Source organism: Chloracidobacterium sp. (genome assembly GCA_016711345.1).
Lineage (GTDB): Bacteria > Acidobacteriota > Blastocatellia > Pyrinomonadales > Pyrinomonadaceae > OLB17.
In genome coordinates, this window is the sequence record JADJTD010000013.1 from 1 (window position 1) to 21,372 (window position 21,372).

General features: G+C 50.5%; 45 protein-coding genes and 1 pseudogene. 10 read left to right on the forward strand and 36 right to left on the reverse strand.

What is annotated here, in order from left to right:
- Nucleotides 1-43 precede the first annotated feature (43 nt).
- The 3 genes from IPL32_20240 to IPL32_20250 are packed head-to-tail and all read right to left on the reverse strand — an operon-like array spanning nt 44 to nt 1,316.
- Complete coding sequence (locus IPL32_20240) at nt 44-361, reverse strand: hypothetical protein (protein ID MBK8468151.1); 318 nt, start codon at nt 359-361, stop codon at nt 44-46.
- A complete protein-coding gene (locus IPL32_20245) occupies nt 358-1,128 on the reverse strand; it encodes a hypothetical protein (protein MBK8468152.1) in 771 nt (256 codons plus the stop codon). Before IPL32_20245 ends, IPL32_20240 begins: the two co-directional genes overlap by 4 nt.
- Nucleotides 1,125-1,316 carry a hypothetical protein gene (locus IPL32_20250; GenBank protein MBK8468153.1) on the reverse strand — a complete coding sequence of 64 codons (192 nt, stop codon included), beginning with the start codon at nt 1,314-1,316 and terminating at the stop codon, nt 1,125-1,127. Before IPL32_20250 ends, IPL32_20245 begins: the two co-directional genes overlap by 4 nt.
- A 77-nt stretch (nt 1,317-1,393) precedes the next feature.
- On the opposite strand from IPL32_20250, the gene IPL32_20255 reads away from it, so the two are divergent.
- Nucleotides 1,394-2,293, forward strand: a complete 900-nt coding sequence (locus IPL32_20255; GenBank protein MBK8468154.1) for an IS1595 family transposase — start codon at nt 1,394-1,396, stop codon at nt 2,291-2,293.
- A 114-nt stretch (nt 2,294-2,407) separates the two neighbouring features.
- On the opposite strand, the gene IPL32_20260 is transcribed toward IPL32_20255, so the two are convergent.
- The 15 genes from IPL32_20260 to IPL32_20330 all read right to left on the reverse strand — a co-directional run bounded on the left by IPL32_20260 (nt 2,408) and on the right by IPL32_20330 (nt 8,410).
- Nucleotides 2,408-3,229, reverse strand: a complete 822-nt coding sequence (locus IPL32_20260; protein MBK8468155.1) for a hypothetical protein — start codon at nt 3,227-3,229, stop codon at nt 2,408-2,410.
- A complete protein-coding gene (locus IPL32_20265; GenBank protein ID MBK8468156.1) occupies nt 3,226-3,417 on the reverse strand; it encodes a hypothetical protein in 192 nt (63 codons plus the stop codon). Before IPL32_20265 ends, IPL32_20260 begins: the two co-directional genes overlap by 4 nt.
- A gap of 38 nt (nt 3,418-3,455) precedes the next feature.
- Nucleotides 3,456-3,632 (reverse strand): hypothetical protein, encoded by a 177-nt coding sequence (locus IPL32_20270; GenBank protein ID MBK8468157.1) that lies wholly within the window; start codon nt 3,630-3,632, stop codon nt 3,456-3,458.
- Nucleotides 3,622-3,996: a hypothetical protein gene (locus IPL32_20275; GenBank protein MBK8468158.1), complete on the reverse strand. Its 375-nt coding sequence runs from the start codon at nt 3,994-3,996 to the stop codon at nt 3,622-3,624. Before IPL32_20275 ends, IPL32_20270 begins: the two co-directional genes overlap by 11 nt.
- Entirely contained in the window at nt 3,993-4,271 is a 279-nt protein-coding gene (locus tag IPL32_20280) for a hypothetical protein (GenBank protein ID MBK8468159.1), read from the reverse strand. The genes IPL32_20275 and IPL32_20280 overlap by 4 nt, the downstream gene beginning before the upstream one ends.
- Nucleotides 4,264-4,590, reverse strand: coding sequence for a hypothetical protein (locus IPL32_20285; GenBank protein ID MBK8468160.1), 327 nt, complete (start codon nt 4,588-4,590; stop codon nt 4,264-4,266). The genes IPL32_20280 and IPL32_20285 overlap by 8 nt, the downstream gene beginning before the upstream one ends.
- Before the next feature lie 24 nt (nt 4,591-4,614).
- A complete protein-coding gene (locus IPL32_20290; protein MBK8468161.1) occupies nt 4,615-5,433 on the reverse strand; it encodes a hypothetical protein in 819 nt (272 codons plus the stop codon).
- Nucleotides 5,420-5,731 (reverse strand): hypothetical protein, encoded by a 312-nt coding sequence (locus IPL32_20295; GenBank protein ID MBK8468162.1) that lies wholly within the window; start codon nt 5,729-5,731, stop codon nt 5,420-5,422. The genes IPL32_20290 and IPL32_20295 overlap by 14 nt, the downstream gene beginning before the upstream one ends.
- 13 nt (nt 5,732-5,744) lie before the next feature.
- On the reverse strand, nt 5,745-6,032 hold the full coding sequence (locus IPL32_20300) for a RusA family crossover junction endodeoxyribonuclease (GenBank protein MBK8468163.1): 288 nt from the start codon (nt 6,030-6,032) through the stop codon (nt 5,745-5,747).
- Between the two features lie 93 nt (nt 6,033-6,125).
- A complete protein-coding gene (locus tag IPL32_20305) occupies nt 6,126-6,341 on the reverse strand; it encodes a hypothetical protein (protein MBK8468164.1) in 216 nt (71 codons plus the stop codon).
- A 2-nt stretch (nt 6,342-6,343) separates the two neighbouring features.
- Complete coding sequence (locus tag IPL32_20310; protein MBK8468165.1) at nt 6,344-6,565, reverse strand: DUF4406 domain-containing protein; 222 nt, start codon at nt 6,563-6,565, stop codon at nt 6,344-6,346.
- A gap of 126 nt (nt 6,566-6,691) precedes the next feature.
- Nucleotides 6,692-7,063, reverse strand: a complete 372-nt coding sequence (locus IPL32_20315; protein ID MBK8468166.1) for a hypothetical protein — start codon at nt 7,061-7,063, stop codon at nt 6,692-6,694.
- Nucleotides 7,060-7,284 (reverse strand): hypothetical protein, encoded by a 225-nt coding sequence (locus IPL32_20320; GenBank protein MBK8468167.1) that lies wholly within the window; start codon nt 7,282-7,284, stop codon nt 7,060-7,062. Before IPL32_20320 ends, IPL32_20315 begins: the two co-directional genes overlap by 4 nt.
- Nucleotides 7,272-7,421 (reverse strand): hypothetical protein, encoded by a 150-nt coding sequence (locus tag IPL32_20325; protein ID MBK8468168.1) that lies wholly within the window; start codon nt 7,419-7,421, stop codon nt 7,272-7,274. The genes IPL32_20320 and IPL32_20325 overlap by 13 nt, the downstream gene beginning before the upstream one ends.
- 326 nt (nt 7,422-7,747) lie before the next feature.
- Nucleotides 7,748-8,410 carry a hypothetical protein gene (locus IPL32_20330; GenBank protein ID MBK8468169.1) on the reverse strand — a complete coding sequence of 221 codons (663 nt, stop codon included), beginning with the start codon at nt 8,408-8,410 and terminating at the stop codon, nt 7,748-7,750.
- Between the two features lie 143 nt (nt 8,411-8,553).
- Here IPL32_20330 and IPL32_20335 point away from each other — a divergent pair, with 143 nt between their 5' ends.
- Entirely contained in the window at nt 8,554-8,727 is a 174-nt protein-coding gene (locus IPL32_20335; protein ID MBK8468170.1) for a hypothetical protein, read from the forward strand.
- 52 nt (nt 8,728-8,779) lie between these two features.
- Here the strand turns inward: IPL32_20335 and IPL32_20340 are convergent, their stop codons facing one another.
- The 9 genes from IPL32_20340 to IPL32_20380 form a co-directional block, all read right to left on the reverse strand.
- Nucleotides 8,780-9,769 carry a hypothetical protein gene (locus IPL32_20340; GenBank protein ID MBK8468171.1) on the reverse strand — a complete coding sequence of 330 codons (990 nt, stop codon included), beginning with the start codon at nt 9,767-9,769 and terminating at the stop codon, nt 8,780-8,782.
- Entirely contained in the window at nt 9,763-10,083 is a 321-nt protein-coding gene (locus IPL32_20345) for a hypothetical protein (protein MBK8468172.1), read from the reverse strand. Before IPL32_20345 ends, IPL32_20340 begins: the two co-directional genes overlap by 7 nt.
- Nucleotides 10,084-10,088: 5 nt before the next feature.
- On the reverse strand, nt 10,089-10,232 hold the full coding sequence (locus IPL32_20350; protein MBK8468173.1) for a hypothetical protein: 144 nt from the start codon (nt 10,230-10,232) through the stop codon (nt 10,089-10,091).
- Nucleotides 10,220-10,498 (reverse strand): hypothetical protein, encoded by a 279-nt coding sequence (locus IPL32_20355; protein MBK8468174.1) that lies wholly within the window; start codon nt 10,496-10,498, stop codon nt 10,220-10,222. Before IPL32_20355 ends, IPL32_20350 begins: the two co-directional genes overlap by 13 nt.
- Nucleotides 10,498-10,656, reverse strand: coding sequence for a hypothetical protein (locus IPL32_20360; GenBank protein MBK8468175.1), 159 nt, complete (start codon nt 10,654-10,656; stop codon nt 10,498-10,500). Before IPL32_20360 ends, IPL32_20355 begins: the two co-directional genes overlap by 1 nt.
- Before the next feature lie 27 nt (nt 10,657-10,683).
- The gene (locus IPL32_20365; protein ID MBK8468176.1) at nt 10,684-11,094 is read right to left on the reverse strand and encodes a hypothetical protein; all 411 of its coding nucleotides are present in this window, start codon (nt 11,092-11,094) and stop codon (nt 10,684-10,686) included.
- Nucleotides 11,095-11,205: 111 nt separating this feature from the next.
- Complete coding sequence (locus IPL32_20370) at nt 11,206-11,505, reverse strand: hypothetical protein (protein ID MBK8468177.1); 300 nt, start codon at nt 11,503-11,505, stop codon at nt 11,206-11,208.
- Between the two features lie 173 nt (nt 11,506-11,678).
- The gene (locus IPL32_20375) at nt 11,679-12,053 is read right to left on the reverse strand and encodes a hypothetical protein (GenBank protein ID MBK8468178.1); all 375 of its coding nucleotides are present in this window, start codon (nt 12,051-12,053) and stop codon (nt 11,679-11,681) included.
- Nucleotides 12,054-12,142: 89 nt separating this feature from the next.
- Nucleotides 12,143-12,289, reverse strand: a complete 147-nt coding sequence (locus IPL32_20380; GenBank protein ID MBK8468179.1) for a hypothetical protein — start codon at nt 12,287-12,289, stop codon at nt 12,143-12,145.
- A 575-nt stretch (nt 12,290-12,864) separates the two neighbouring features.
- Here IPL32_20380 and IPL32_20385 point away from each other — a divergent pair.
- From IPL32_20385 to IPL32_20415, 7 genes and pseudogenes are all read left to right on the forward strand, one after another.
- Nucleotides 12,865-13,194, forward strand: a complete 330-nt coding sequence (locus IPL32_20385; protein ID MBK8468180.1) for a hypothetical protein — start codon at nt 12,865-12,867, stop codon at nt 13,192-13,194.
- Between the two features lie 199 nt (nt 13,195-13,393).
- The gene (locus IPL32_20390; protein MBK8468181.1) at nt 13,394-13,645 is read left to right on the forward strand and encodes a hypothetical protein; all 252 of its coding nucleotides are present in this window, start codon (nt 13,394-13,396) and stop codon (nt 13,643-13,645) included.
- Between the two features lie 22 nt (nt 13,646-13,667).
- A complete protein-coding gene (locus IPL32_20395) occupies nt 13,668-13,991 on the forward strand; it encodes a hypothetical protein (GenBank protein ID MBK8468182.1) in 324 nt (107 codons plus the stop codon).
- Nucleotides 13,988-14,904 (forward strand): annotated as a pseudogene (locus IPL32_20400) (IS1595 family transposase). The gene IPL32_20395 and the pseudogene IPL32_20400 overlap by 4 nt, the downstream one beginning before the upstream one ends.
- Complete coding sequence (locus tag IPL32_20405; protein MBK8468183.1) at nt 14,905-15,561, forward strand: hypothetical protein; 657 nt, start codon at nt 14,905-14,907, stop codon at nt 15,559-15,561.
- 25 nt (nt 15,562-15,586) lie between these two features.
- On the forward strand, nt 15,587-15,790 hold the full coding sequence (locus IPL32_20410) for a hypothetical protein (protein MBK8468184.1): 204 nt from the start codon (nt 15,587-15,589) through the stop codon (nt 15,788-15,790).
- Nucleotides 15,791-15,886: 96 nt separating this feature from the next.
- Nucleotides 15,887-16,111 (forward strand): hypothetical protein, encoded by a 225-nt coding sequence (locus tag IPL32_20415; GenBank protein ID MBK8468185.1) that lies wholly within the window; start codon nt 15,887-15,889, stop codon nt 16,109-16,111.
- Nucleotides 16,112-16,353: 242 nt separating this feature from the next.
- On the opposite strand, the gene IPL32_20420 is transcribed toward IPL32_20415, so the two are convergent.
- From IPL32_20420 to IPL32_20450, 7 genes are all read right to left on the reverse strand, one after another.
- On the reverse strand, nt 16,354-16,863 hold the full coding sequence (locus IPL32_20420) for a hypothetical protein (protein MBK8468186.1): 510 nt from the start codon (nt 16,861-16,863) through the stop codon (nt 16,354-16,356).
- On the reverse strand, nt 16,853-17,431 hold the full coding sequence (locus IPL32_20425; GenBank protein MBK8468187.1) for a hypothetical protein: 579 nt from the start codon (nt 17,429-17,431) through the stop codon (nt 16,853-16,855). Before IPL32_20425 ends, IPL32_20420 begins: the two co-directional genes overlap by 11 nt.
- Before the next feature lie 187 nt (nt 17,432-17,618).
- On the reverse strand, nt 17,619-18,071 hold the full coding sequence (locus IPL32_20430) for a hypothetical protein (GenBank protein ID MBK8468188.1): 453 nt from the start codon (nt 18,069-18,071) through the stop codon (nt 17,619-17,621).
- Entirely contained in the window at nt 18,038-18,961 is a 924-nt protein-coding gene (locus IPL32_20435; protein MBK8468189.1) for a hypothetical protein, read from the reverse strand. Before IPL32_20435 ends, IPL32_20430 begins: the two co-directional genes overlap by 34 nt.
- A gap of 1 nt (nt 18,962) precedes the next feature.
- On the reverse strand, nt 18,963-19,247 hold the full coding sequence (locus IPL32_20440) for a hypothetical protein (protein ID MBK8468190.1): 285 nt from the start codon (nt 19,245-19,247) through the stop codon (nt 18,963-18,965).
- 13 nt (nt 19,248-19,260) lie between these two features.
- Complete coding sequence (locus tag IPL32_20445) at nt 19,261-19,464, reverse strand: hypothetical protein (GenBank protein MBK8468191.1); 204 nt, start codon at nt 19,462-19,464, stop codon at nt 19,261-19,263.
- A gap of 71 nt (nt 19,465-19,535) precedes the next feature.
- A complete protein-coding gene (locus IPL32_20450; GenBank protein MBK8468192.1) occupies nt 19,536-19,946 on the reverse strand; it encodes a hypothetical protein in 411 nt (136 codons plus the stop codon).
- Nucleotides 19,947-20,065: 119 nt separating this feature from the next.
- Here IPL32_20450 and IPL32_20455 point away from each other — a divergent pair, with 119 nt between their 5' ends.
- On the forward strand, nt 20,066-20,425 hold the full coding sequence (locus IPL32_20455; protein MBK8468193.1) for a hypothetical protein: 360 nt from the start codon (nt 20,066-20,068) through the stop codon (nt 20,423-20,425).
- Nucleotides 20,426-20,462: 37 nt separating this feature from the next.
- On the opposite strand, the gene IPL32_20460 is transcribed toward IPL32_20455, so the two are convergent.
- Both IPL32_20460 and IPL32_20465 read right to left on the reverse strand, forming a co-directional pair.
- Nucleotides 20,463-20,768 carry a hypothetical protein gene (locus IPL32_20460; GenBank protein ID MBK8468194.1) on the reverse strand — a complete coding sequence of 102 codons (306 nt, stop codon included), beginning with the start codon at nt 20,766-20,768 and terminating at the stop codon, nt 20,463-20,465.
- Nucleotides 20,769-20,933: 165 nt separating this feature from the next.
- Nucleotides 20,934-21,236, reverse strand: coding sequence for a hypothetical protein (locus IPL32_20465; GenBank protein MBK8468195.1), 303 nt, complete (start codon nt 21,234-21,236; stop codon nt 20,934-20,936).
- Between the last annotated feature and the right edge of the window lie 136 nt (nt 21,237-21,372).

Genomic DNA, 21,372 nt, shown 5'->3' on the forward strand with positions numbered 1-21,372 from the left:
GATACCCGCGATTCTGATGATGACCTTAGGACCCGTGAAATTCTCACTCATCACTTCCTCCTGCTCTCTGGTATGGCTCGATCTTTTGCCACGCGATATATTCATTGGCAAACCACCAAAGCGTATCTGTCGCGTCTTCGGTGAAGTAGTGAACTTTCCATTTCCCGTTTGACCGAAACTGCCATAAGTAAAAATCACCAACCTTCGGCAAATCAGCCTCGCTCTCAATCGGATGCCAAGCGGGTTGCGGTGGAATCTGCTTAATTCGGGCGCACATCATATCGAACACTTCAAGCGGCGTTCGGTTCTCGATGCCAATTATTGGCTCCAGCAGATCGGTTTCTTTGGTTAGTTCGCTCATTTTGTTTTCTCCTCTGTCGATAGCTTGCCGTGCTTTGCGAGTTGGGCTAAGTGGAAGGTCGCCGCAAAGTCACCAACTCTCTCAAGTTCCTCGTCGTCACCGATGTCAAAATTCTCACTGTAAAGCCAAGAAGCCTCGTGCTTCAAGGCCTCCCTGTCGGCTTTGGCGGGGTTGATCGTTGAACAAAAATGTCGATGTCCGGGAAGGGCCTCTTTGCATTCCTCGCAATGTCGATCCGGTCGAGTACATACGCCATTCTGTTTCCGATGCCCACATTCACAAACGCCCGCCTCCCTGTCGGCTTTGGCATCAGCCTGCGGTTTGGTTGGTTGTTCGGCCGCGACATCGCCGCATTGCGGGCAACGATCAAACGCAGTGCCGTTCCAAGTATGTCCGCAAGATAAACCGAGCCTCAAGCGGCTTTGAAACTCACTCGCACCGCCAGCGGGTTCGCATCGCTTCAAGTCTATGCCGTCCTCGTAGGCGTTCTTACCGCATTTCGTGCAAGTATCTGAAAAGGTGAAGGCGTGACTGCCAGCGGGTTCGGCGGCGGTCAGGGCGGCGTTGTAAATTAGCAACGGCTTCCCTGCCAACTGATTCAACGCGTCAATATCAGAGTGCAAAAGACAAGTATTGCCGTCAGGATATGCCCCTGTTTTAATCCAGTAACCGTCTTGCCCTTGGTCGTATTCCAGTCTTGGCAGTGGTCTCGCCGCGTCTTGGGCTGCGCCTCGCTCGGCGGGTTGTGGTGTCGGGGTTTTAGTCATTTTGATTGCTCCTGTGCGTCTATAATTGCTGGCGTTGGCACTGGATAGTGCTTCTCAAAAAGAACTAGCACATCGCCAACAAAATCCAACCACTTCTGGTCAACCTCAGAAGACGGGTGAACAAATAGTTGTGGTGGCGTTGATTCGTTCTCAAAAATAGTAATCGTGAATTGGTGTTTTACGTTCATATTACCCTTTCGTGATTATCCCTTGACAGTAGGTATAAATTTTGCTATTATTATAGTTAGTCGAGAGGCTAACTATTATGAAAGCAGCAGTTAAACCCAAAATGAAGCGATATACGGTCAAAGATTTTCGTAATCAATTTCCGACCGATGATGCCTGTCTCGAATATCTCAAAGATTTGCTATATCCAGAGGGTATCACCTGTAAAAAGTGCGAGAAAATCACCAAGCACCATAAAGTAGCCTCACGCCGAAGCTATTCGTGTCAAATTTGCGGTCATCACGTTCACCCGACCGCCGGAACCATCTATCACAAATCAACAACGCCTTTGACCGATTGGTTTTATGCCGTCTTTCTTATGGCTTCAACACGGTGCGGCATATCAGCTAAACAGCTTGAACGTGAATTAGGCGTTACCTATAAAACCGCTTGGCGTATGTTTAAGCAAATTCGATCTATGCTTGACGAATCCGACGCCGACAAACTGACCGGAAAAGTTGAAGTTGACGAAACATACATAGGCGGTAAGCACATCGGCACAAATATCAGAGGTCGCAACACCAAAACCAAAGCCGTCGTTGCTGGAGCCGTAGAGCGTGACGGTGGCAAAGTCAAAACGAAAGTTATCCCAGAGGTAAGCGCTCCGACCTTACTTAATTTTGTCTGCAATTCTATCGAGACTCAATCGACCGTATTTACCGACGAATGGAAGTCCTACAACAAAGTCAAAGATCACGGCTACACCCACCACCGCATTTATCACGGTAAACGGGTTTATGTGCAAGGCGAAAATCATACAAATACCATTGAAGGCTTTTGGTCAATCCTCAAAGGTGGCATTAAAGGCGTTTACAGGCACACGAGCCGTCAGCATCTACAAAGCTATGTCAATGAATACGCGTTTCGTTACAACCGCCGAAACGACGAAACGCCTATGTTTCTTCAGTTTCTTGGTCAGGTTCGCAAATCCGTTGACTAGCCTTTTTTAAGGCGTCCTGAAAATCCTCTTGCGAGAACATTTCTTCGTCGGCTTCCGAGATTTCTTGGACGGCCTGATTAGAAGTCTTTTTCACGTCTTCTTTTTGTTTTATTTTTACGGTGCGTTCACTGACCATAATTTCTCTCGTAATTCACTAAATTTCGCCTGCACGCTATCGCCTATAACTAACTGTTTAGATGCCACCTCTGGAAATTTATCACTACCTTTTATTGTAATTTGTAGTTTTGAGAAGTGAAAATTCAGGTCTGACGCATCTTTGTTTTGAGTAAATTCCTGCCACCCCTCTTCAATAAAGTCTCTTTCCCTAGGGTCTAATTCTTGGTATATCACTAGAACTGTATCCTCATTATTCTGTAATTGTTTTGGCGGTTTATCCACAAACTTTAGTCTTTTCAAGCCTTTACCTCTAAACATTATTTCACCGCCCAATTCTTTTTCAACGGCAATGTCGAAAACTGAATGGTTTACGATCTTCAAAGTAAAAGCAATATAATCTAAAACTCCGTGCTTACCGCTATCCGCAATCCACGCCTTTGTGGGCTGAATGGTAACAAACCATTCAGGAAATTGAGCGTGGGATGCCGCTAATTCATATAGCCATTTTTTGCTTTCATAATGCCCCTCTAATGTAGTGTAATTATCGCCCGCCCGAGCCAGAGATTGCTTCAGCCCATCAATTTCTTTTTGTTGTTCCCGCAGGTCTTGCTTGTGGTTCTCTTTAAGCCGTTCAATTCTTGCGCTAAGCGTGTCAATTTCCGTTTTCCGCCCCTCATTTTCGGCATATACAGCTTGATAACGACCTCGCAATTCATCATCTGGCTCGGCGTCCGGTAAGATTGATAACCCTTTTCCTGAATCCCCATTTTCTGTGGCTTGACCGCTTCGCCACTGTTTCAACCAGATCAGGCCGTTCAAAAGCCACACGGTTGCCAAAGAGTAGAAACAGAAATAAGACTGACTGCCCAAAGCGGCAATTCTTTGACGTAGGCAGAATATCCGGTAAGTGTAGTCACTGCCACACCTCCTGCATACCAAAGTACCTGAAAGATAAAATTGCCGAGAACGCCCTGCGTGAGAGGCTTATTGGCAAGCGGATTTTGCATAAGAAAAGACCAAAAATGTTAATATAACATAAAATCATTCATTTACCTCCCTTGAGGGTATAAGCACGTACCCTTTTAGTGCTTTCCCGTATTGCTATCAATTGTTCAAGAATTTCTAACAACAGTTCCATCATTAGAACGCCTATCGGATTATGAGCGGATCGGGTAAACAACTCCACGCGCTCAGCAAGTTCTTGTTGTTTGTCATTTTTCATCACGTTCTCCTCCCTGCGGGTTCAGTGCCTCGAACGGCTGAGGCTCGGTGTCTTTTGTTATCGCTTTTCGCAGTTGCCGTCTCAAAGTGTCAACGTCATCAGCTATACCTAAATCCTCGACTCCGTTAAATGCCGCATCAACTCTTCCGAGAACGGCAATTGATGTTTCAATTTTCTCTTTGAGAATCGCGACCTCGGACATCGCGGCGGCGTGTTCGTTGGCTAGAGATTTGAGGTCGTTGGTGTCACATATACGAGTACAGCCTATTTCTAAGTGCAAATACTGCGGGCAGCGATACACAGTCTCGTCTAGCGGAATTGTCTTTATACACTCCAAAATCGTCTCGATCTTTGCTTCGTTCATACAGCCTCCATTTCGTCTAGGATTGCTCGAAAATCCGCTTTTGTCTCCAAATAACCCTGAGCATAGTAACCGTCCTCATCGCCGTCTTTACGGGCTTTCATCGCCTCCACCCGCGCCCTCAACGTCGCTATGAGGGCTTTCTCGCGTTCGAGTGCGAAGTCTGCCATGTCGATATGTTTCGGATTATAGTTCTTTGGCGTTTCAGCGCCCTGTGCCGCAAAAGTATCATCAATCCATTTTATTGCTTCCTTTTGGACTTTCCGCCGATTATCCATTTTCGTTCTCCTTTAGTTTTTCGATGTATTTACACGCGGGCGATTTTCCCTCAATGCGTCTATTTTCCGCGTCGTGTAACTCCTCGACCGTTAAAAGCCCAACCGCTGAATCAGGACACACGCCCATCGGACAGCGGATGGCGTCGGCTAATGCTATTTTCAGCTTCGCAATCTCCAACGCCTTCGCTCGCTGTCCGGCGTCGAAGCCTGCCACGAATATATCTTGTTCGCCTGCTTTTGCGTAAACCTCTGGCTCGACGTGATTCATCCACGTTTTCCAAGCCAACTTCGCCTCGTCGCCTTTGTTTTGGTTGCTCATATTACTTTTCCTGTCGTCGTTATTTCAGACCTTGCCTCGTGATCTGAGCCATGATTTGTAGGCCTGCGGGCGGCATTTGTCGCAGGGCCATGATTCGAGTGTTCCGTAAATTCTGCCGTCGGTATCGCGGCAGGCGTCGCATCGTTTGCCGGGATCTTCGGTTTTGGTTCCGCTGCCGTTTTGGGTTGGGATGCCGTTTCGATACCATTCGAGAGCCCAGGCGAAGTTTCCGGGATTGTAGCCTCGTGCCACCCAGGCCGTCCGACATTCACGCAGCTTGTCCATATCGATCTCGCTTCCCAGCCCGCTGGTGATCGTTTCGTGGAGTTCTATTCGCGGCAGTTTTCCGGTGATCGTTCTGACCGATTCGATGGCCGGATGATACTTCTTCGCGGGTGCGGTCGGCTTGGCCGACGCCTCCCTCTTTTCTTCTTCTTTTATTTCTTCTTTCTTATTACTTCTTTCTGATAAGCGTTTCTCAGGCGTTACATTTTGTTTATCTCTAAATTTCTGGACTCGTAAGTTACTCAATTCTTTAGCTTTAAGTTCTCTCGCGTACTTGCGTGATTTGAGCGTTACAATTTTGTTACGAAGCGTTACAAGCGTTACATCGGCCGTGTTGTAGCGTTTGAGTTCCGCAATACATCTCTTTGCTTCGTCAGGAAAACATCCCGTCGCTTTCGCAAAATCTTCATAGGTTCCTTTCATCTCCGGGTTGCCCGCTTCGCGCATAATTGCGATACATTCCAGCCAAAAACCGCGCGTCGCGAGCGAACACATTCTCACCTTCGGCTTTCGCCAAGCCGGTAGTTCAAACTTAAAAAACCAGTCACCTTTTGCCATTATTTTTACCGCGTCGAAGCATCATGAATGCTGGCGGCTGGCCATTCGTGTAAAGTTTGTCGTTTTTAGACCTTCGAATAGTGGTCGAGACCACTGCAAGAGACCCCTTAGTTACTCGATACACCGGAAATGGCAGCTCTTTTTCAAGCCAATCAAGCCATGTGTACACGCTTTGCGGCTCGGCCTGTGTATCAGCGAAAATCGCACAGTCTGGTATCGGCGTGATCTCGCCGTGTGCCGCCATTAAAGCCATTGTTGATGACTGAACGCCTGCTCCCAGACTGATGATATGTTTCACATTCTCCATTTTTCTAACAAAGCCCCATCGCCCTGATCTCGATCTCGACACGCGGATTGAGTTTGTCCTCGAACCGCTCGGCACGCAGGCGTTTGATCTGCTTGTCGTCGTGGTAGGCAAAGCCCGTCAGGCTGTCGAGCACGATCTTAAAGATGCCGTCGAGATCGCCGACCCTTCGCGGCCTGAACCACTTGATCGTCACGCCCACATCACCCACAAACGGAACGATGCCGAGCCGCTTTGCCTCTTTCGCGACATCGTTTTTGTAAGCGATGCCGTCAGCGGTCAGCCCACGCTGCACAAAAGCCTTTTTTCCACCAAACTTCGGCGTCACCACCCGCGAAAATGCAAGTGATTCAAAGCCGGCGGCGTCGGCAAAACTAAATTAACGGCGTTAGGCTGCGGCATTATTACTATTGTTTAGCTCTTGAAAAGCCTGCGGAACGATCTCTTCAAAACACTCAGGGCAACAATCTACAGGCGGGTTACCAACAAGCAGGACGGCAACCGATACTGCCTGCCCCTTAAATGTTGTTTCAATCGCCATCATTGATGCAGCAGGGATGCCTTCTTTTGCTTGCCTACAAAAATCACAAATCTTTGCCATCATATTTATTTCTCCGGCCGCCGGTCGCTGCTGACGGGTAGCTCGGACGCGGCGTAATAGATCGGAATATTAAAGATCTCGGCAAAAGCGTGTTCGATGCGGGCACCTTTCGAGTCGCGCCAGTTCGATAGAAAATAAACGCCCTCGCCCTGAAAGATCATGATCTGCAAAGCGTCGAACAAATATTCAAAATACTCACGCCCTGGCTTCTGATCGACCAGCTTCATCGGATTAAGCGGCGTGTGTCCTTTGCGACAATGAACGCCTCGGCCGATTCAAATAGTCGAAACGCGACGTCTTCGTCTAATCCTGTTATCTTGCCCGCCAGATAGATCTGCATTTAGATTCCCTTCCTATAACTTGTAAGATCGTTGCCGTATTTTTTTAGAACGCTTTTTGCCGACGGCGATGAGTTTGCCTTGCTTCTGCAAACGTTGAAAGATGCCGCCGGAGGCCTGTTGTTTCTTCGTCTGCGGGCCGTGGCTTTGCTCGTACCGCAAGCGGACATCCTCAGCCGAAAAAGGCTCGTGAGCGACCGACGCAAAGGTCAGGATGTATCGCTCATAAGCCGCCTTCCATTCCTCATGAGCGGCATCCAAAGCCGCGTCGATCACCGCCTGACGCGGATTGCCGTTAATCACACAAGCGGTCGGATCGGCACCGGGCGGAGGAATATAGATCATGCGTTCATCAAACATTGACGGCTGAATGTGTATTTCGCTCATTTGTCTTTAACCTCGATCCTGTTCGGCCAGTCGTCTTTGCCTTTCGGCGGTTTTGGCAGGTTCGTCTCGTCAGCGATGGCGGCTCGAAAGGCGTGCCAGAAGCCGGGATTTTCCGCGATCGCTCGACGCTTCCAGACACGTTTTCGCCATGCCAGCAAAGCGACGGCAGACGAAAGCACCGCAATGACGCCGATGTAAGCAACGTGAATTAAAATATCCATTTCCACTCCGTAATCTGTCCGGCGGCGACGATGGCGACGGCAAGGATCACCGCAGCAAGCAAGATCGCCCTCGGATGAATGTCCTGCCGGCAAGTGATGCACCGGCAAGGCCGCAAAATATCAGTTGTTCGTCTCATATTTTTTCCTCAATCAATGCCCGGCGGTGAGTCCTGTCATCGCCGAAACAGACCGCCGGGGCTTTGGAGGTGTTATCGGCTATTTCGGCCTATGTTGATCAGCCGAAACTTTTTCAAATTTTGCCGCCGAAGCGTGGCATCGCTCGCCCTGTTTCCGGTCAGTGTATTGGCGAGTTCGGCGGGCTTTCGAGTTACAACTGCACCCACGCAACCTTGTCAAAAATTAAATCCGGTGAAAGATTTTGGATTGTCATCTTATCGTTTCAGCTTACGCCCTCGACTCGTTGCCGCCTCGGGCTTCTGCGGCCTTTCACCGGAAACTTGTTTTACAACGCCGCCAGTGCTGACTTCATCGCCTGCAAAGCGCTCGCGAGCATCACATCGACGTTTCGCCCGTTAAGGTATTTCGCGATCTCGTCCACGTCACCGGCGAATTTCAGATTGAGCAGTTCGTTCACATCAACACGCAAAGCCGTGACCTCGTCGTCCGACAAAGACGTGCCCTGCTCGGCAGGCGATGAAGCTGTCTGCTGAGCAGGTCGCGTTTGGTTGGTCGCGGACGGGCGGGCTGCGGTCGAAGGTCGTGTTTCCGGTTTCGGCGTCGCGTCGTCTTCCGGTGCAAATATCTCGGACACCATCGGCACATCGCAGACGGCGGCGGTCTTTGCTCGTTTGATCGCCATTTTCAAGACGGTGTTTTCGAGATCGGCCTTGTCGGGATTCTCGACGCGGCCCGTCTGCTGTCCGATGACGCGTTCGTCGTTTGCGGCAAACTTTGCACCGCAGCCGTTCGAAACGCCGTCTTTTTTCCAGCAGTAAAATCCGCCGCCCTGCGTTTTGTTATCTTTGCGGACCGTCGGCTGATCGCATTCCGGGCAAAGCCTCGCGCCGGTGAGGTAAGCGTATTTTTTCTCACGCGTCGAGCAGATGCCGTCGCCCGAAGCGATCTGACGGCCCTCGGCGTTGTAAAGTTTGACGTGTGCCCGCACGCGAAAGTGATCGCCGTCGAGATATGTCTCGGTCGTTTCCGGATTGCCAAAAATAGCTTGAAAAGCGAGCAGATGTTCCGCGTGCCTTCCTGCAGCAGCATCGGTTTTGCGAGCGTCGTCGTGCCGAGCTTGTGCGAGAAGTGATGATCTTCCTTCATGTTCTTTTGCACATAGTCTTTCAAAATATCCCGCATCTGCTGCTCGCGTTCGATCCGGGCCTTAAAGATCTCGGGCGACATTTCCTGCCCGACGACCAAAGCCCCGCCGTTCGGTTCTCTGTGAACGAGGTCCGTGTTTCTCGGATCGTCCGCCGCTGATCTTGTTTCCATTGCTGTTCCTGTGTACATGATTTTTCTCCTGTTTGTTTTGTTAAAAAGGACAGTCGCCCGTGAGTTCGTTGGCGGCGGTCTCAAGATTGTCGATGGCCGATTGAAAAGCCCGATTAAAATAACTGAGGCGTCCGTCGGCTTCTGGTGACGAAAGCATCGGCAGTTTGATCGCCCGAAGCTCGTCAACAAATATCAATAATTTTTCTTTATCCGGGGCGAGAGATTTGGTTTTTTCGATGGCAGCAAGCCGCTCGGCTTCCAAGGCCTTCTCGCGTTCGATCCTGTCCAGTTCGTCCTGGGCTTCTTTTGCTTTGCGATCAGCCTCGCGAGCCCTTTCGTCGGCTTCGGCTTTCTCGGCGGCAATGCGTGCGTTTTCCTGTCGAAAGTTTTCATTTGCCTCGGCGTCAATCGCACGCTGCTCGGCCTCGATGCGTTCCTGCTCTTTTCGAGTTTCAAAAGCAGCTTTTGCCCCGAGCAAATAGACCTCGAACTGGTCGTCAGGTATCGTGCCGAGGCCGACGATGAGCATGTCTGCGGCTTCGAATTTCGCGAGTTTTGCTTTGCGTGCGGTGATGAGTTTATCGATGCGTTCTTTTTCGAGACGTTCGACGTAGGTTGATTGGGCCTTGAGGTGATCGCGAACTTTGTTGACGGCGTTGCTGTACGTCCGACGGATTCCGTCGAGCAGTTGAGCGGGCCGCAGAAGCGGTTCTTTTTCGATTTTGTGACGTTCAGTGAGAGACTTATCGACATGGCTGAGCATCTTGTCGATGTCCTTCGCCCGGGCGATCAGATCGGTTTGTGACGGATCTGTGACGACGATGGCCTCAGCCTCGGCCTTGATCTCAAGAAACGGCTGGAAGTCCGCCGCGAAGCATTCCATGACCTTGACGGCCCGATCGTCGCTGATCTTCGTTTGACGAATGAGTGACCGGATCTCGGTTTCGATATTGTCGGGCAGCGTTGCGAGCGGCTGCGGATGCCGTATCGTATGCTGTTTGGATTGCTGTTGATTCCATAATTTCACCACGCCCTTGAGACGTCGATATTCCTTTTCATTCGTTCGAGTTCGTCGGGCGGCAGGACGAATTCGGTTAGGTCGAGTGCGATGGCCATGCCGAGGGGCATTTCGATCAGGAAGAACTGCGACTCGCCGTCGCGGTACCGTTTGACCTGTCCGGCCATCAGCGAGACTTCCAGCTGCTGCCGCCCGCGTAAAGCGATAAACCGAAACGCCGGCAACTCCGCCCAAACCATCTGCCCGTAGATCCACACCATCGCCACCGAAACGCCCGAAACATGCGTGATCTCATCAATGGCCTGCTGCTGAATGGCGGTTGTCATTTGATCTATTGAATCCCCCAGAAGATCTCAGCAACATCGACGATCTCGTGCGGCTCGATGAGCCAGAGCATCATAAAAAATGCACCAAACGCCATGAACAAAATGCACGATAAAATGTGCTTGAACAGCGACGGCTTTACTTGCCGCACGTTGCGCCGGTCTGCCTTCGGGTTTTTGCGTTGATCTTCCATTTTGTAAATTGCTCCTTTCGTTTTCTGTCGTGTTCCCGGGCTTTTTCGAGAGCCTCGGCCTCGGTCGCTGCGTAAAATAATCTCGGCGTGATCTTGCGATGCCCTTTCTCGTAATGCACCGCGACAAACTTCATCTCAGGCCTTCCCGCCGGACAATCAATCGTCTCGCCCGAATTGATCTCCGTCGTGCCTTTCGGCGAATTTTTAAGCTGGGCGAGTGTCATTAGTCCTTTGTTTTCCAAAGCACAAATAGAACGAAACCGGTTACGAAAAGATGGAAGATGCCATTAACGGCATTCAGCGTAGTTATTCCGCCAATGGCCATCGAAAGGCCATTAAATCCCCATCCTGCAATACACAAGACAATCATTAGTGTTCTCATATTTTTTACCTCGCTACCTTCCTGTCCTTATGCCGGGCGATCTCGTCGGCGGGCGAAAAGCCCGAGCGTGTCGAGGTGATTTAACTGCCGCTGGAGCGATGCGATGGCTTCGCGGATCTCGCGTTTGCGATCGGCGACCGGCTTGCCTTCAAGCTCGGCCTGCACGGCCTCGGTCGATTCTTTGTGCAGCTCCGCGACCGAAACCTCGCCCGCCTCTTCGAGCAGGTCGAGAAACATCGCGTCCATGTCCGCCTTGATCAGCCAAACGCCTTCGGGATTGACCATCGCGATCTTTCGAATGAGCTTCTTGGTCTTTGCGTAGGTGCATTGATCGCCGAGCATTTCGTACATCCGCGTCAGGCTGATGTCATACTTCGCCGCCAATTCCTTAACATGCCCCGCCGTAACTTCGCTGATAACCGACTGTGAATCCATCATAAAGATCTCCAACTTTTAACCTGTAAAGGCCGCTAAAAATTCCACTTTAAGTTGCCCCGCTTGTTCGTTAATGTGTAACAGTGCCGCTCGTGCGGTGAGTTACTTGAAAATTTACGCAGTCTCTGCAAATTTGAATGAGCCTTGGCGAACAGTGATTTGCAGACACTCTTCGCCGCCCTGACTGACAACCTTCATCGAACGGCATAAGAGAATGTCACCGTCGATCAAAATGTTCGTCTTCAATGCTAGATCGCGAGTGTTACTGTCGAGAGCGTCAACACTCAAATTTGTTCGTTTGCAATTTCGCGGCAAAATGACAGTAACGGTCGCCGGACGCGGACCGGTCGTTTCCTGCTTAGCAACCTGTGTTTTTCGTTTTCTCTTGGGCTTTGGTGTTATTTCGTCTGTCATGATTCTCCTGTTTTCTTAAAGGACGCGAAGCGAAAAAACACGCCAATGTTTCCTGCTCCGCTCCGCGTCCTGCCCTTGGCCCCTTGCGGCCAAACTTTTGAGGGCAATGGTAGCTTTCGCGAGTCCTCGCCCTCATGACTCCGGCGCTATCTACATCCCGCCGGAATGTCGATCTAAGTTACTGTCGCCGGTATTCTGCGAGGCCGGCGATTATTTGCTTGCTGTGTCGGCGTCGCCCAGCGGACGTTTCCGACTTGATAGTTCCCGTTCGTATCGGGATAGCGATCTATTGAATGTTCCGGTGTCGGCTTCATGCCGACTTCGGCAAAGAACTCGTCAAATGATGTGAAAAGGAACCTAATGCCGCGACCGCCATAACTAGCAAAGTTGATGTGATTAGGGTTGTTGCATCGTTCTTTTGCGGCTCGATAGCTGCGATATTCAGGAGTTTGCTTGCGGCCTAATGATTGACCGTTTGTGCGAGATCGCAAGCCGGTTGCTTCGTGATTGAGGCATTTGCACGAGGTCGTCGGTCGTTTTCGATGCAAAAGGCTCGATGATCGAACAACTGCCAGATTTCCGCACGAACAAAGGCAATGCCATCGACCCGTTCCTTTTATGACACCGGCGAAGCCGATCACAAGAAGCCGCTCCAAAGCGCTGGCCGGTCAGATTGGTAAAGCGATGATTGCGTTTTTCGTTCATGCTGCCGCTCCGTTATCGGTTTTTGCAGAATTTTGCCGTTGCCATCGACAACAGTCACGCCTTCTTTGGTTACATCCATACCGGCGTACTGTGCCCTTTCCTGACTATCGCAATTTTTCGCGGGCTGCCTCGCGAATGAATTGAGAAACAGGAATGTCTAGATACTGGCCGTTTCCGTAATCTCGTCCTTTTCATCGCTGCGGATTTTTATGTGTAATGTTTCGTCTTTATTTCCCATTTTGAAATATCCCTTTTGTGGTCAATTTGTGTTGACATTGTGATTATACATTTCAAATACACATTGTCAACACCTTTTTACATTTTGTGTTGTTTTTCTTTTTGAGGTGATTTATGTATGAATTCGTGACTGTGAAAACCAAAGACGATCATTTACACATTCGACTGAAACCGGCAGTCAAAGACGAGTTAAAAATCGTTGCTGATGCGAGGGGGGATGACGATGTCAGGATTGGTATACTCGCTGATAGTGAAAACGATTCGCGACGAAAAGAATCTAGAGCCGGAACTTTTCACAACGCAAAAGATTCCGGTTCTGAAACAAAAAGGAATTATATACTTGACTCCCTCAAATAAATCTGCTATATTTTGATTGTTGGTTGCAGAAGCCACAGTAAAATACAGGAGAAAATGAAAATGACAGATTTTAGCCACTTACATGCTTTAGAAGAACGGGCGGTTCGTATACGGGAGCGGATGATAGACGTGCAAAAGAATGACGCTCAATGGAAAGCCCAAGCTACGCAGCTATTCCAAACGGAAAAAGAGATAGCAGACGAACGCGAATTTCTAGGGCTGGAAGATATGTCAACGGACGATCTATATGCGGCTTTGGAGGAAAATAATATGTGTTTGGTTGAGGATGAAGTACAGAAAACAAGACAGGATGCCGCGCAGTCGCAGTTGATAGGATTATCAATGAAACGCCGCGTCAAATCTCGACAGAAATGTATGTTCGCTCAGTAGCTTTTGCTGCCTATGCGGAAGGCTGGAACGGAAAAGCGGATGAAATCAAGGAGGAAGAGGATGAAAGTAGCTGGCGAAATCGAAACGTAGGCCGCGAGGTGCCAATGCTGGCATTTGGAAAAGGATCATGATTTATATGACGCCGTGTCCAGAAAACGCATGGACTGCCTAGTGGGAGTATTTATGGGGATGGAGATAGATGCGAAGCCGTGTCCGTGTAGCAATTTCAGTCTGGTTCACGTCGGACAACATCACAGAGATAACCCGAACGAACGGCTTGAGATGGACGCAGGAGCCGGACACTCAGATTACCGTCGGAGCTGACTATTTACGTCTGACAAGTTTGTTGTCACCGCCTTTGGCTACGACCGTGAGCATTGTAAGATGTTTTACAATGCGTCTTATATGGTTTGGGGATCACGAAGGCGACCGTGAATGGAGGAAGGTATGAAACAAAAAGGAATTGGAGCGGCATGGCTACTAAACACGACCCTTACTGCGATTGTGGTATATGTCAATTTTGTAAAGGCGATGAGGATAAGTTCGGTAATCTGACAAAGAAAGGCGAACAAGATACCGACGCTTTAATGGATGCGGTTAAGCGAATGCTGATTCTCGAATGCTCTGAATGTGACGAAGCCAGAACAGAGAATCTTAAAAACGTCTTGCTTCACGCCTGTGCTTTTGAGACTCGCCAGTTTGCAAAAACCGCTTGGAAGCACGGATGGATCGTAGAGGCCAGTAAAGTGCTGTGTCCCAACTGTCGAGCAGATGCAGAGGAATGGAGGGCTATATGAGCAAAAGCACAATATCAACCTTTGAACTATTCCAAATGTTTCCCGACGCAGAATCGCGAGGCTCTACCTAGAAGTCTTCGCTATGGCCTGATGGCGTAACGTGTCCGACGTGCAAAAAGGGCGAACGGATAACCACGCGGAAAGGCGGTTACTATCGGTGTAACGCCTGTAAACTGGATTTCACGGTTCGGACTGGAACGATCTTTGAGCGTTCGCACGTTCCGCTTCACAAGTGGATCTATGCGATGTATTTGCTCGTAACGGCTCGTAAGGGTATTTCGTCGCTCCAACTCGGCCAAAGATAGGCGTTACGCAGAAGTCGGCGTGGTTTATGCTTCAAAGGCTCCGTGGGGCTTGCGGCTCCGACATTGATAAACTTCGTGGAGTTGTCGAAATTGACGAAACCTATATCGGCGGCAAGGAAGCGAACAAACACGCCAATTTGAAGTTGAATCGCGGACGCGGCTCTGTCGGTAAGCAAGCCGTTCTCGGTATGCGTGGAGCGCGGCGGTAGAACCAAAGCAATGCACATCAAAAACAACAGCTTGCCCGTTATCCAACAGGAAATCCACAATCACGTTGAAGTCGGTTCGACCGTATTTACTGACGAACACGGCGCATATAGCGATCTGGACGGACTCTATTTCCATCACGCATCGGTCAACCATTCGGGCGGTGAATACGGACGCGGACTGATAAGCACCAATTCTATTGAAAGCGTTTGGGCGTTGCTGAAACGCGGAATTACTAGCGTTTACCATCATGTTAGCCCGAAGCATCTTGACCGCTACGTTGCTGAATTTACGTTCCGGCTGAACTCGGAAACGTCAAATATCACACGCTCGAAAGGCTTGATAGCTTCGTTCTCGCGTCCTTTAACAAACGATTGACCTATAAGGAGTTGACGGCATGAATGGAAAAAGAGATTCCCGAAGCGCTAGACAAAATAACCGATAAAAGTGCTGAATTACAGGCCAAAAGACAGACAACCGAAACCGCCAAAGGCGAAAAGAAAAGAAGAAATAACACTATGAAGCCTATTATTTGGAGTTACGGCGGCGGCAAACAATCGGTGGCGATTGGCACTCTTATTGTCGATGGCCGCTTGCCCGTGCCGGAACGTGCAGTGATCGCCGACACTGGACGCGAAGCATCTTCGACTTGGCGGTATCTCACGGAACACATGCAACCATTGCTTGATAAAGTTGGCCTTACGGTCGAAATTATTCCGCACAGATACGCTCTGCATGATCTCTACGACTCGAAAGGCGGCGTTTTGATTCCGGCATATACCGCCAACGGCGTGGGACAACTCGGGCCTTTTTGCAGTGGCGAATGGAAACGTGACGTTGTTTATCGTTGGTTGCGTGAGCCTGAACGCGGCTACGGCCCAAAGAATCCAGTCATTCAATGGCTCGGTTACAGCCGAGACGAAATCGGACGTTGTAAGCCGTCTAAACGAAAATGGGCGGAAATTAACTGGCCTCTGCTTATGGGATACGGAATTACCATGTCCCGTGATGAGTGTATCCGCACTATTTTGGATGCCGGATTGCCCGGAACCCCGTAAATCGCGGTGCAAAATGTGTCCGTTTATGACGAACGCCGAATGGCAAGAGCAAAAACAAGATGACCCTGATGATTTTCACTTTGCGGTCAATCTCGAAAAGCAAATTACGGCTAATGACGAACAAGGCGGCCTCTATCTGCATCGTTCCGGCGTTCCGCTCGACGTGGCAGACTTGACCGTTCCCGACGCTCCCGAACATCCTTTGTTCGGTCAAGGATTCGTCTTGTAACGCTTCTGGTTGTTGGACTTAATAGGTTCATTTTCAAAAACGGGGAGTCAAGTATATAATTCCCATAAATAGACCCGTATTGATAAAGGCGGTGAAATGACACTGAAAACGAAAGTTTCTACAACTACATATCTCGGTTCAGATAAGGAACGAGACAAGGCTCTTGCTCAAACCTATCCGGGAATACAATTCACCCAGTCGTGTAAGCATCGCAATGTTGGCGTTACTGTGAGCAAGTTTACAGTTATGGATGGTGTATTCAGTCGCCCAGAATCGCTTAATGTGCTTTGTGCAAATGTCTCAAACCGTATGGATGTTTAAGTCGAATCCCGCCAAAAATATCGAAAATGTAATAAAATCCCGTAACCCCTTTGTTATCAATAGCCGGACAAGTCCTTGCGAACGCTCAGCCCACGTCCCAAAATGCTATATTGATTAGGTTTATCGAGGTTTTGACGTTTTTGCAAAGGGCGTTTTGGGGCGATTTAAGGCGGTCTAGGTCGGTACAATCGCCCCAAATGTCTACCACTAATTGAGCTGCGTCAAAATCATCGTCGCCCCTGCTAAGATCGTCGTGTCGGACGCGTCGGCGCTGACTGACGACCTCTCAGCAAAAACGTTCCCGCGTCTTCCGCATCCGGCCCGACTTCCATAGAACCAACGAACTGATAGACGCTGCTAGCCCCGGCAAGGGCGGACGGCCCAAAATTCGTCGTCAGGTCAACGACCCTCAGCACTTCACCTGTGCCATAGTCCGAACGAGCCATCCACTCACCGCTGCCCGTTAGCGTAGCTGTGCCGCCAAATTCTAGTCTTAACTCCGATACGGCACTATCTGACGGGAAGTTAAGCTCGACCTTGTAAAGCCCGCCTGACATTACGTTGCCGACTAATGCCGTATCGCCAAACGTCACGTCGTTGTTGTAGGTGATAGTTGTCTCGAGATACGACCGCTGGACCCTTGCGGTGAAATATGGCAAGTCGTTCCAGTAGCCGGGACCAGAGTTTGATGCCACGCCGCCGTCGCTTTCCTCGCCGAACTCAAATTCAGCGAGGTAAGGATTATCTGACACCCACAACGCGGTTGGCAGTGGAGCGTGAAATTTTGCGAAAACTTTTTTTGTGACATAGTTTTTCCTGTGGATAGACAAGGATTTCGACGGAACAGTTATTGGCATTCAAGTCCGCATAAGTACCGACGGTCAGATTATTACTTTCTAAAAGGATATAATTGGCGTGAGACCATTGCCAACTCAAGAGAACACCGTCAGTCTCGTAACTTCCGACGTTCGACCCGTAGGTTGCGAACAGAAGCACTTTAGTATCATCTGGAAACGCACCCGTCAGTGTTGCCCTATATGACCCAATGGAATTGCGCGTCCACACCAGCGTCCCGCCGAGCGTATTTTCCACAACTACAGCAGTCGGCGCCCGTCCCCGCTTGTGACAACGACGCCCGATAAATCTTAACACCTGAATTTGCGAGATATGGACGGTCATTCCAACGTCCCGGCCGACCTTGATGCCGTATGGTGCGTCTGATTCCTGTAAAAACTCAAACTGCGGAATATAAAGATTGTCCGCGACCAGTTCAGCCCGTGTCAGCGGTGCGGCGAATGTTGCTTGATAGTTGTCGCTCATAGTTTTTCTGCTCCTTTTGGTTCGTCTACTTTTGCCTCTTGTTCCGGCACGTTCACTTCCATTTGCTGGCATTGAGACAGTCCGAGCAAAGACCGTTGACCTGTTTGAACGGCTGCTCCTCGAGAAAATTAACAATGGCTTGCGCCAAGTCTAGAGGTACTAATACGCCTGTTTGTTTTGTCATATTTTAAGCTAATAGTCCTGTGTTTCGTAGTGCTTTGATTGCCTGAGCCACTGTGTAGCCGTCAAACGTATCGTCTGTAAGTATCGCGGTTGCCGCTCCTGCTGTTCGCGTGGCTGCAGCAACACCCGTTGTTGGTTGCACGATGGGCGTCTTTCCCCAAAATCCAAGTTTTTGCGAAGTGGACGTAGCGATTATCGATCCGTTCGCCGTGTTGGTAATGATGTGTTTAGCATCAGCCAGCGTGATGCTCTCGGTAAAAGTTACAGCGTCACCGAATAAGAAAGCTGAACTTCCGCCGACCGCGTCGAACGTAACGACGCCCGCACTGCTCACGGCTATATCAAGATAGTTGCCAGAGTCGCGTTCAACCCGCACCTGTGGAGCGGCGGTGTCTCGAACTTGCAAGCGAGCCGTTGGAGCCGTTACGCCACTTCCCCAACCCAAACTTCCCGACATGATGCGACGGCATATCTGGCAGAAAGTAAATGCCGTATTTCAGCGTTGAGCCATAGCTTGCCGTTGACGTGTCGGCACAGATCCAGATAGTTGTTCGTGATCGCACCGCTGCCGCTGTAGCCTTCAAACGCGATGCCCTTAAAGTTCGGGATGGTGTTGCCGTTGTTTAATACCGAAACCCGCAGAGCGTTCGCGGCGGTTATCGTTCCGCCGGGTTGTTTTGTATTCGCGTGAACGTGCCGTAGAAGTTTGTAACAGTTCCGGCGTTTACAAGCTCTTGTTTCAAGCCTGAAAATGTCGTGATGCTTCCGTTGATCGTTGTGCCGAAAAGCACAGCACCGGCTTCTGTTGCTGTCTTGCCGACATCCTGACAGCCTTCCCCAAAGTCCATAGGCAGTTTCACAGTTACCAGCAACGACAGCGGTGAACTTGCCGCCAAAGATAACGCCGTTTCCGCCGCTTCTATCTACCGCTTGCCGTGCCTCACCGAAAACGCCGTAAGTGCCGGCATTTGCAGCGTTCAAATTATTGATCGAAAAATTTGCTGCAGATACAATACTTGCCGAGCTTTCAAAGCTGTAAGCGTAAAAATAAGTGTTGCCGGGATTCGTAAGACCGTTCGCGCTGAACGTTCTACCCCTTACATCCGTGACGTTTGGCGTTGTAAGAAACGACGGCATCCACGACGCCATGCCGCTTAAATTCGCAGCGGGAAAGCCCGTGCAATTCGTGAGAAGCCCTGAGTTCGGCGTTCCAAGTATCGGGGCGATCAATACCGGCGAGGTCGCAAAGACTAATTTGCCTGTGCCTGTTTCGTCGGAGATCTTGGCTGCAAATTCTGCGGAGGTCATCACAGCCAGATCGCCGATAACCAAGCGGCTGGCTTCCATGTCAACCGCGATCTGCACGCCTTCTTTGACGGAACGGACGCTTTTTGACGATCGCGATGTTTTTGAGACTTGGAAGAGGCGAATGTCGCGGCCTTTTTGGATCGAATGGAACTGCGATGGTTTGGCCGACGACGCCCTTGGCGAGAAACTGCGGCTCCATCGTCTCTTCGTCTTCCCATCGCCAATAAACATCGACAGCGACGGCCTCGGTCTCGCCGTAATCTACAACGCCGCGCAGCACAAGATTAAGCGGCACGCTTGTCTCTGAAAGGTTTTGTCTTGGCATTAGATCTGACATTTTAGATCGTGATCTGCGTCACGCTTGCCGACAGTCCGTTGTAATTTTCAACGCGAAAATGTACGCGGTCGCCAACGATGGTCGTCAACGTGACCGCCGTGACCTCGCCGTTGACGTCGGTGAAAAGCGGGCTTTCGGCCACGTCACCATCGAGGTCTTCGCTCCAAACACCGACGGCGATATTATCCTCGACCGGCGTCGGCACGCCTGCCTCGTTCTCAACTAAAACTACAAAATCAACAAGGTCGCTGGCATAATTTCCTCACACGCACGGTTCTATCGGGATCTGCAAAACTCCATTTTCATAGGTAACTGTTCCAAATTCGGTGCGGCATGTTGGCGGCTCAGGGGACGCATACGCCGCCAACGCAAATATCCGTCGGGACATGGATTATTGACGTCGCAAAATGTCTGAGTCGGCGTCGAGATATCGACCTCGAAGTTTTCCATGTAGGCATTCGGATAGGCCTGACACTCGATCTCGACCTGCAGATCGTTGAGCCGTTTCATTTTCTTGACGCGATAATGCGAGAATCCGTATTTCGTCAGCCGCGATGACGGCACCTGAATGACCTTTTCCATGTGCAGGTCGAGCGTCTCGGTGAACCACGTTTTGAATTTGAGCGACAGGTTGTTCTGCAAACCGCCTTCGTCGTGCGGGCCAAGATCGAGCAGCGACCACGCCATTTGATCGCCTGATTTTTATTTGTGACACCGAGCAGGCTGTATTTTTCGAGTTGATCTTGCGAGCCTTGTCGCCGACGACGCGGCCGGCACGAAGCTGAGCATCGACATCCTCGACGGGATTGAGCGGCGTTTCAGGCCTGTGGTTCGCTGCGTCGTCAAATGTGCATTCGATGCGGTTCGGCAGTTCGAGATCGGATTTGCGTGAGACGGTCAGCGTCGATTTGCCGTCTTCCCAAATGATATTGCGGCCGTCGTCGCCTTCGTCGGTGAACGTCGGAGCTTCGTCAAGCTCGGGCCTCTTCCATCATTCGCAGCGGCACAATGTGGATCTGCCCGTTGAAAGGAACGGTCGCGACAAACGCCCTGCCATGCAGATATCTTCGACCTGCTGCTGCCTTTTGCCGATGAGTTCAGGATTTGATTCTCAGCGAGTACGGTCCCAGTCCGTGTCAAAAGTGTCGGTCAAACGAACGCCCTGATCGCACCCTTCGGCCGCCTCGATCCAACTGTCGATGTTCAGCCGTTCGTAATCGTAGCCAAATCCCAGCGTTTGTCTGTCAGAATGCGAGCAAGCTGCCACGCTCGATTTGTCGTCGTGCCCGTCGTATATGTTACGTCGTCCGTGTAAATGCGGACGTTATTGAAGCCGGTTCTGATCGCCGACGCCGTTGCGTTGTCAGGGCTGATCGTTGACGGATCGCACCAGCCGAAGTTGTATCTGATGTGTGCAGTGCCTGAGTATCCGTGCGTCGTTAGATCGGCTCCGGCCGAAACGTTTGTCCGCGTGTGCCGAGCGTTGATTGTAGTGCTGAGCCACGACATTCTGAGCGACACCGCCGACGTTAAAAACTGCCTGCGAAATGCTTGCGATAGGACCTTCGCCGACCTCGCCCATCGCATAAAACCATCCATGATCAGGATCGTTGTTATTGAGCAATCGATTGAACGCGATCACCGGCAGGCCGTACGAACGCCTGCGGCCCATTATCACGCGGACCGGATTATCGAGATTGGTTTCGTTGCCCTGCCCGAAGTAGCGAGCAGGTTCGGGCCTTGCGATTGAGTGTTCAGGACGCGGTTTGCGATCGTGCGGTGCGACGGGTGATACATCGTCGGCACGCCGCGAGCGGTGCACGATGCTGTCGTTTGGCGGTCGCAGTATGTCCACGGAGCAGATGTTGCCGGATTGTTGATGCCGACCACTCCGCCAAGGTGCGTTGTCCATACGGGTAATCGTGCTCCGGCAACCTCGGCAATCGTCGTAAGTTGCCGCCAAAGATCGCCGAGCAATTTTGATAGTGAGCACGCCCGGGAACAAGAGCGTCCGACGAACGGAAAGCCCTGTACTGGCCTAGAGCTTGATCGTATCGACCGACGCCTCATCCTCAAATCTCAAATGTCCATACCAGATCGGCAGCATCAATTC

Coding starts and splice junctions, on each gene's coding strand:
- IPL32_20240 (MBK8468151.1), bottom strand. CDS start 361: ATGAGCGAACTAACCAAAGAAACCGATCTGCTGGAGCCAATAATTGGC.
- IPL32_20245 (MBK8468152.1), bottom strand. CDS start 1,128: ATGACTAAAACCCCGACACCACAACCCGCCGAGCGAGGCGCAGCCCAA.
- IPL32_20250 (MBK8468153.1), bottom strand. CDS start 1,316: ATGAACGTAAAACACCAATTCACGATTACTATTTTTGAGAACGAATCA.
- IPL32_20255 (MBK8468154.1), top strand. CDS start 1,394: ATGAAAGCAGCAGTTAAACCCAAAATGAAGCGATATACGGTCAAAGAT.
- IPL32_20265 (MBK8468156.1), bottom strand. CDS start 3,417: ATGCAAAATCCGCTTGCCAATAAGCCTCTCACGCAGGGCGTTCTCGGC.
- IPL32_20270 (MBK8468157.1), bottom strand. CDS start 3,632: ATGAAAAATGACAAACAACAAGAACTTGCTGAGCGCGTGGAGTTGTTT.
- IPL32_20275 (MBK8468158.1), bottom strand. CDS start 3,996: ATGAACGAAGCAAAGATCGAGACGATTTTGGAGTGTATAAAGACAATT.
- IPL32_20280 (MBK8468159.1), bottom strand. CDS start 4,271: ATGGATAATCGGCGGAAAGTCCAAAAGGAAGCAATAAAATGGATTGAT.
- IPL32_20285 (MBK8468160.1), bottom strand. CDS start 4,590: ATGAGCAACCAAAACAAAGGCGACGAGGCGAAGTTGGCTTGGAAAACG.
- IPL32_20290 (MBK8468161.1), bottom strand. CDS start 5,433: ATGGCAAAAGGTGACTGGTTTTTTAAGTTTGAACTACCGGCTTGGCGA.
- IPL32_20305 (MBK8468164.1), bottom strand. CDS start 6,341: ATGATGGCAAAGATTTGTGATTTTTGTAGGCAAGCAAAAGAAGGCATC.
- IPL32_20310 (MBK8468165.1), bottom strand. CDS start 6,565: ATGAAGCTGGTCGATCAGAAGCCAGGGCGTGAGTATTTTGAATATTTG.
- IPL32_20315 (MBK8468166.1), bottom strand. CDS start 7,063: ATGAGCGAAATACACATTCAGCCGTCAATGTTTGATGAACGCATGATC.
- IPL32_20320 (MBK8468167.1), bottom strand. CDS start 7,284: ATGGATATTTTAATTCACGTTGCTTACATCGGCGTCATTGCGGTGCTT.
- IPL32_20325 (MBK8468168.1), bottom strand. CDS start 7,421: ATGAGACGAACAACTGATATTTTGCGGCCTTGCCGGTGCATCACTTGC.
- IPL32_20335 (MBK8468170.1), top strand. CDS start 8,554: ATGATCTTCCTTCATGTTCTTTTGCACATAGTCTTTCAAAATATCCCG.
- IPL32_20345 (MBK8468172.1), bottom strand. CDS start 10,083: ATGACAACCGCCATTCAGCAGCAGGCCATTGATGAGATCACGCATGTT.
- IPL32_20355 (MBK8468174.1), bottom strand. CDS start 10,498: ATGACACTCGCCCAGCTTAAAAATTCGCCGAAAGGCACGACGGAGATC.
- IPL32_20360 (MBK8468175.1), bottom strand. CDS start 10,656: ATGAGAACACTAATGATTGTCTTGTGTATTGCAGGATGGGGATTTAAT.
- IPL32_20365 (MBK8468176.1), bottom strand. CDS start 11,094: ATGATGGATTCACAGTCGGTTATCAGCGAAGTTACGGCGGGGCATGTT.
- IPL32_20370 (MBK8468177.1), bottom strand. CDS start 11,505: ATGACAGACGAAATAACACCAAAGCCCAAGAGAAAACGAAAAACACAG.
- IPL32_20380 (MBK8468179.1), bottom strand. CDS start 12,289: ATGGATGTAACCAAAGAAGGCGTGACTGTTGTCGATGGCAACGGCAAA.
- IPL32_20385 (MBK8468180.1), top strand. CDS start 12,865: ATGACAGATTTTAGCCACTTACATGCTTTAGAAGAACGGGCGGTTCGT.
- IPL32_20390 (MBK8468181.1), top strand. CDS start 13,394: ATGCGAAGCCGTGTCCGTGTAGCAATTTCAGTCTGGTTCACGTCGGAC.
- IPL32_20395 (MBK8468182.1), top strand. CDS start 13,668: ATGGCTACTAAACACGACCCTTACTGCGATTGTGGTATATGTCAATTT.
- IPL32_20405 (MBK8468183.1), top strand. CDS start 14,905: ATGGAAAAAGAGATTCCCGAAGCGCTAGACAAAATAACCGATAAAAGT.
- IPL32_20410 (MBK8468184.1), top strand. CDS start 15,587: ATGACGAACGCCGAATGGCAAGAGCAAAAACAAGATGACCCTGATGAT.
- IPL32_20415 (MBK8468185.1), top strand. CDS start 15,887: ATGACACTGAAAACGAAAGTTTCTACAACTACATATCTCGGTTCAGAT.
- IPL32_20425 (MBK8468187.1), bottom strand. CDS start 17,431: ATGAGCGACAACTATCAAGCAACATTCGCCGCACCGCTGACACGGGCT.
- IPL32_20430 (MBK8468188.1), bottom strand. CDS start 18,071: ATGTCGGGAAGTTTGGGTTGGGGAAGTGGCGTAACGGCTCCAACGGCT.
- IPL32_20435 (MBK8468189.1), bottom strand. CDS start 18,961: ATGGAAGCCAGCCGCTTGGTTATCGGCGATCTGGCTGTGATGACCTCC.
- IPL32_20440 (MBK8468190.1), bottom strand. CDS start 19,247: ATGCCAAGACAAAACCTTTCAGAGACAAGCGTGCCGCTTAATCTTGTG.
- IPL32_20450 (MBK8468192.1), bottom strand. CDS start 19,946: ATGGCGTGGTCGCTGCTCGATCTTGGCCCGCACGACGAAGGCGGTTTG.
- IPL32_20460 (MBK8468194.1), bottom strand. CDS start 20,768: ATGTCGTGGCTCAGCACTACAATCAACGCTCGGCACACGCGGACAAAC.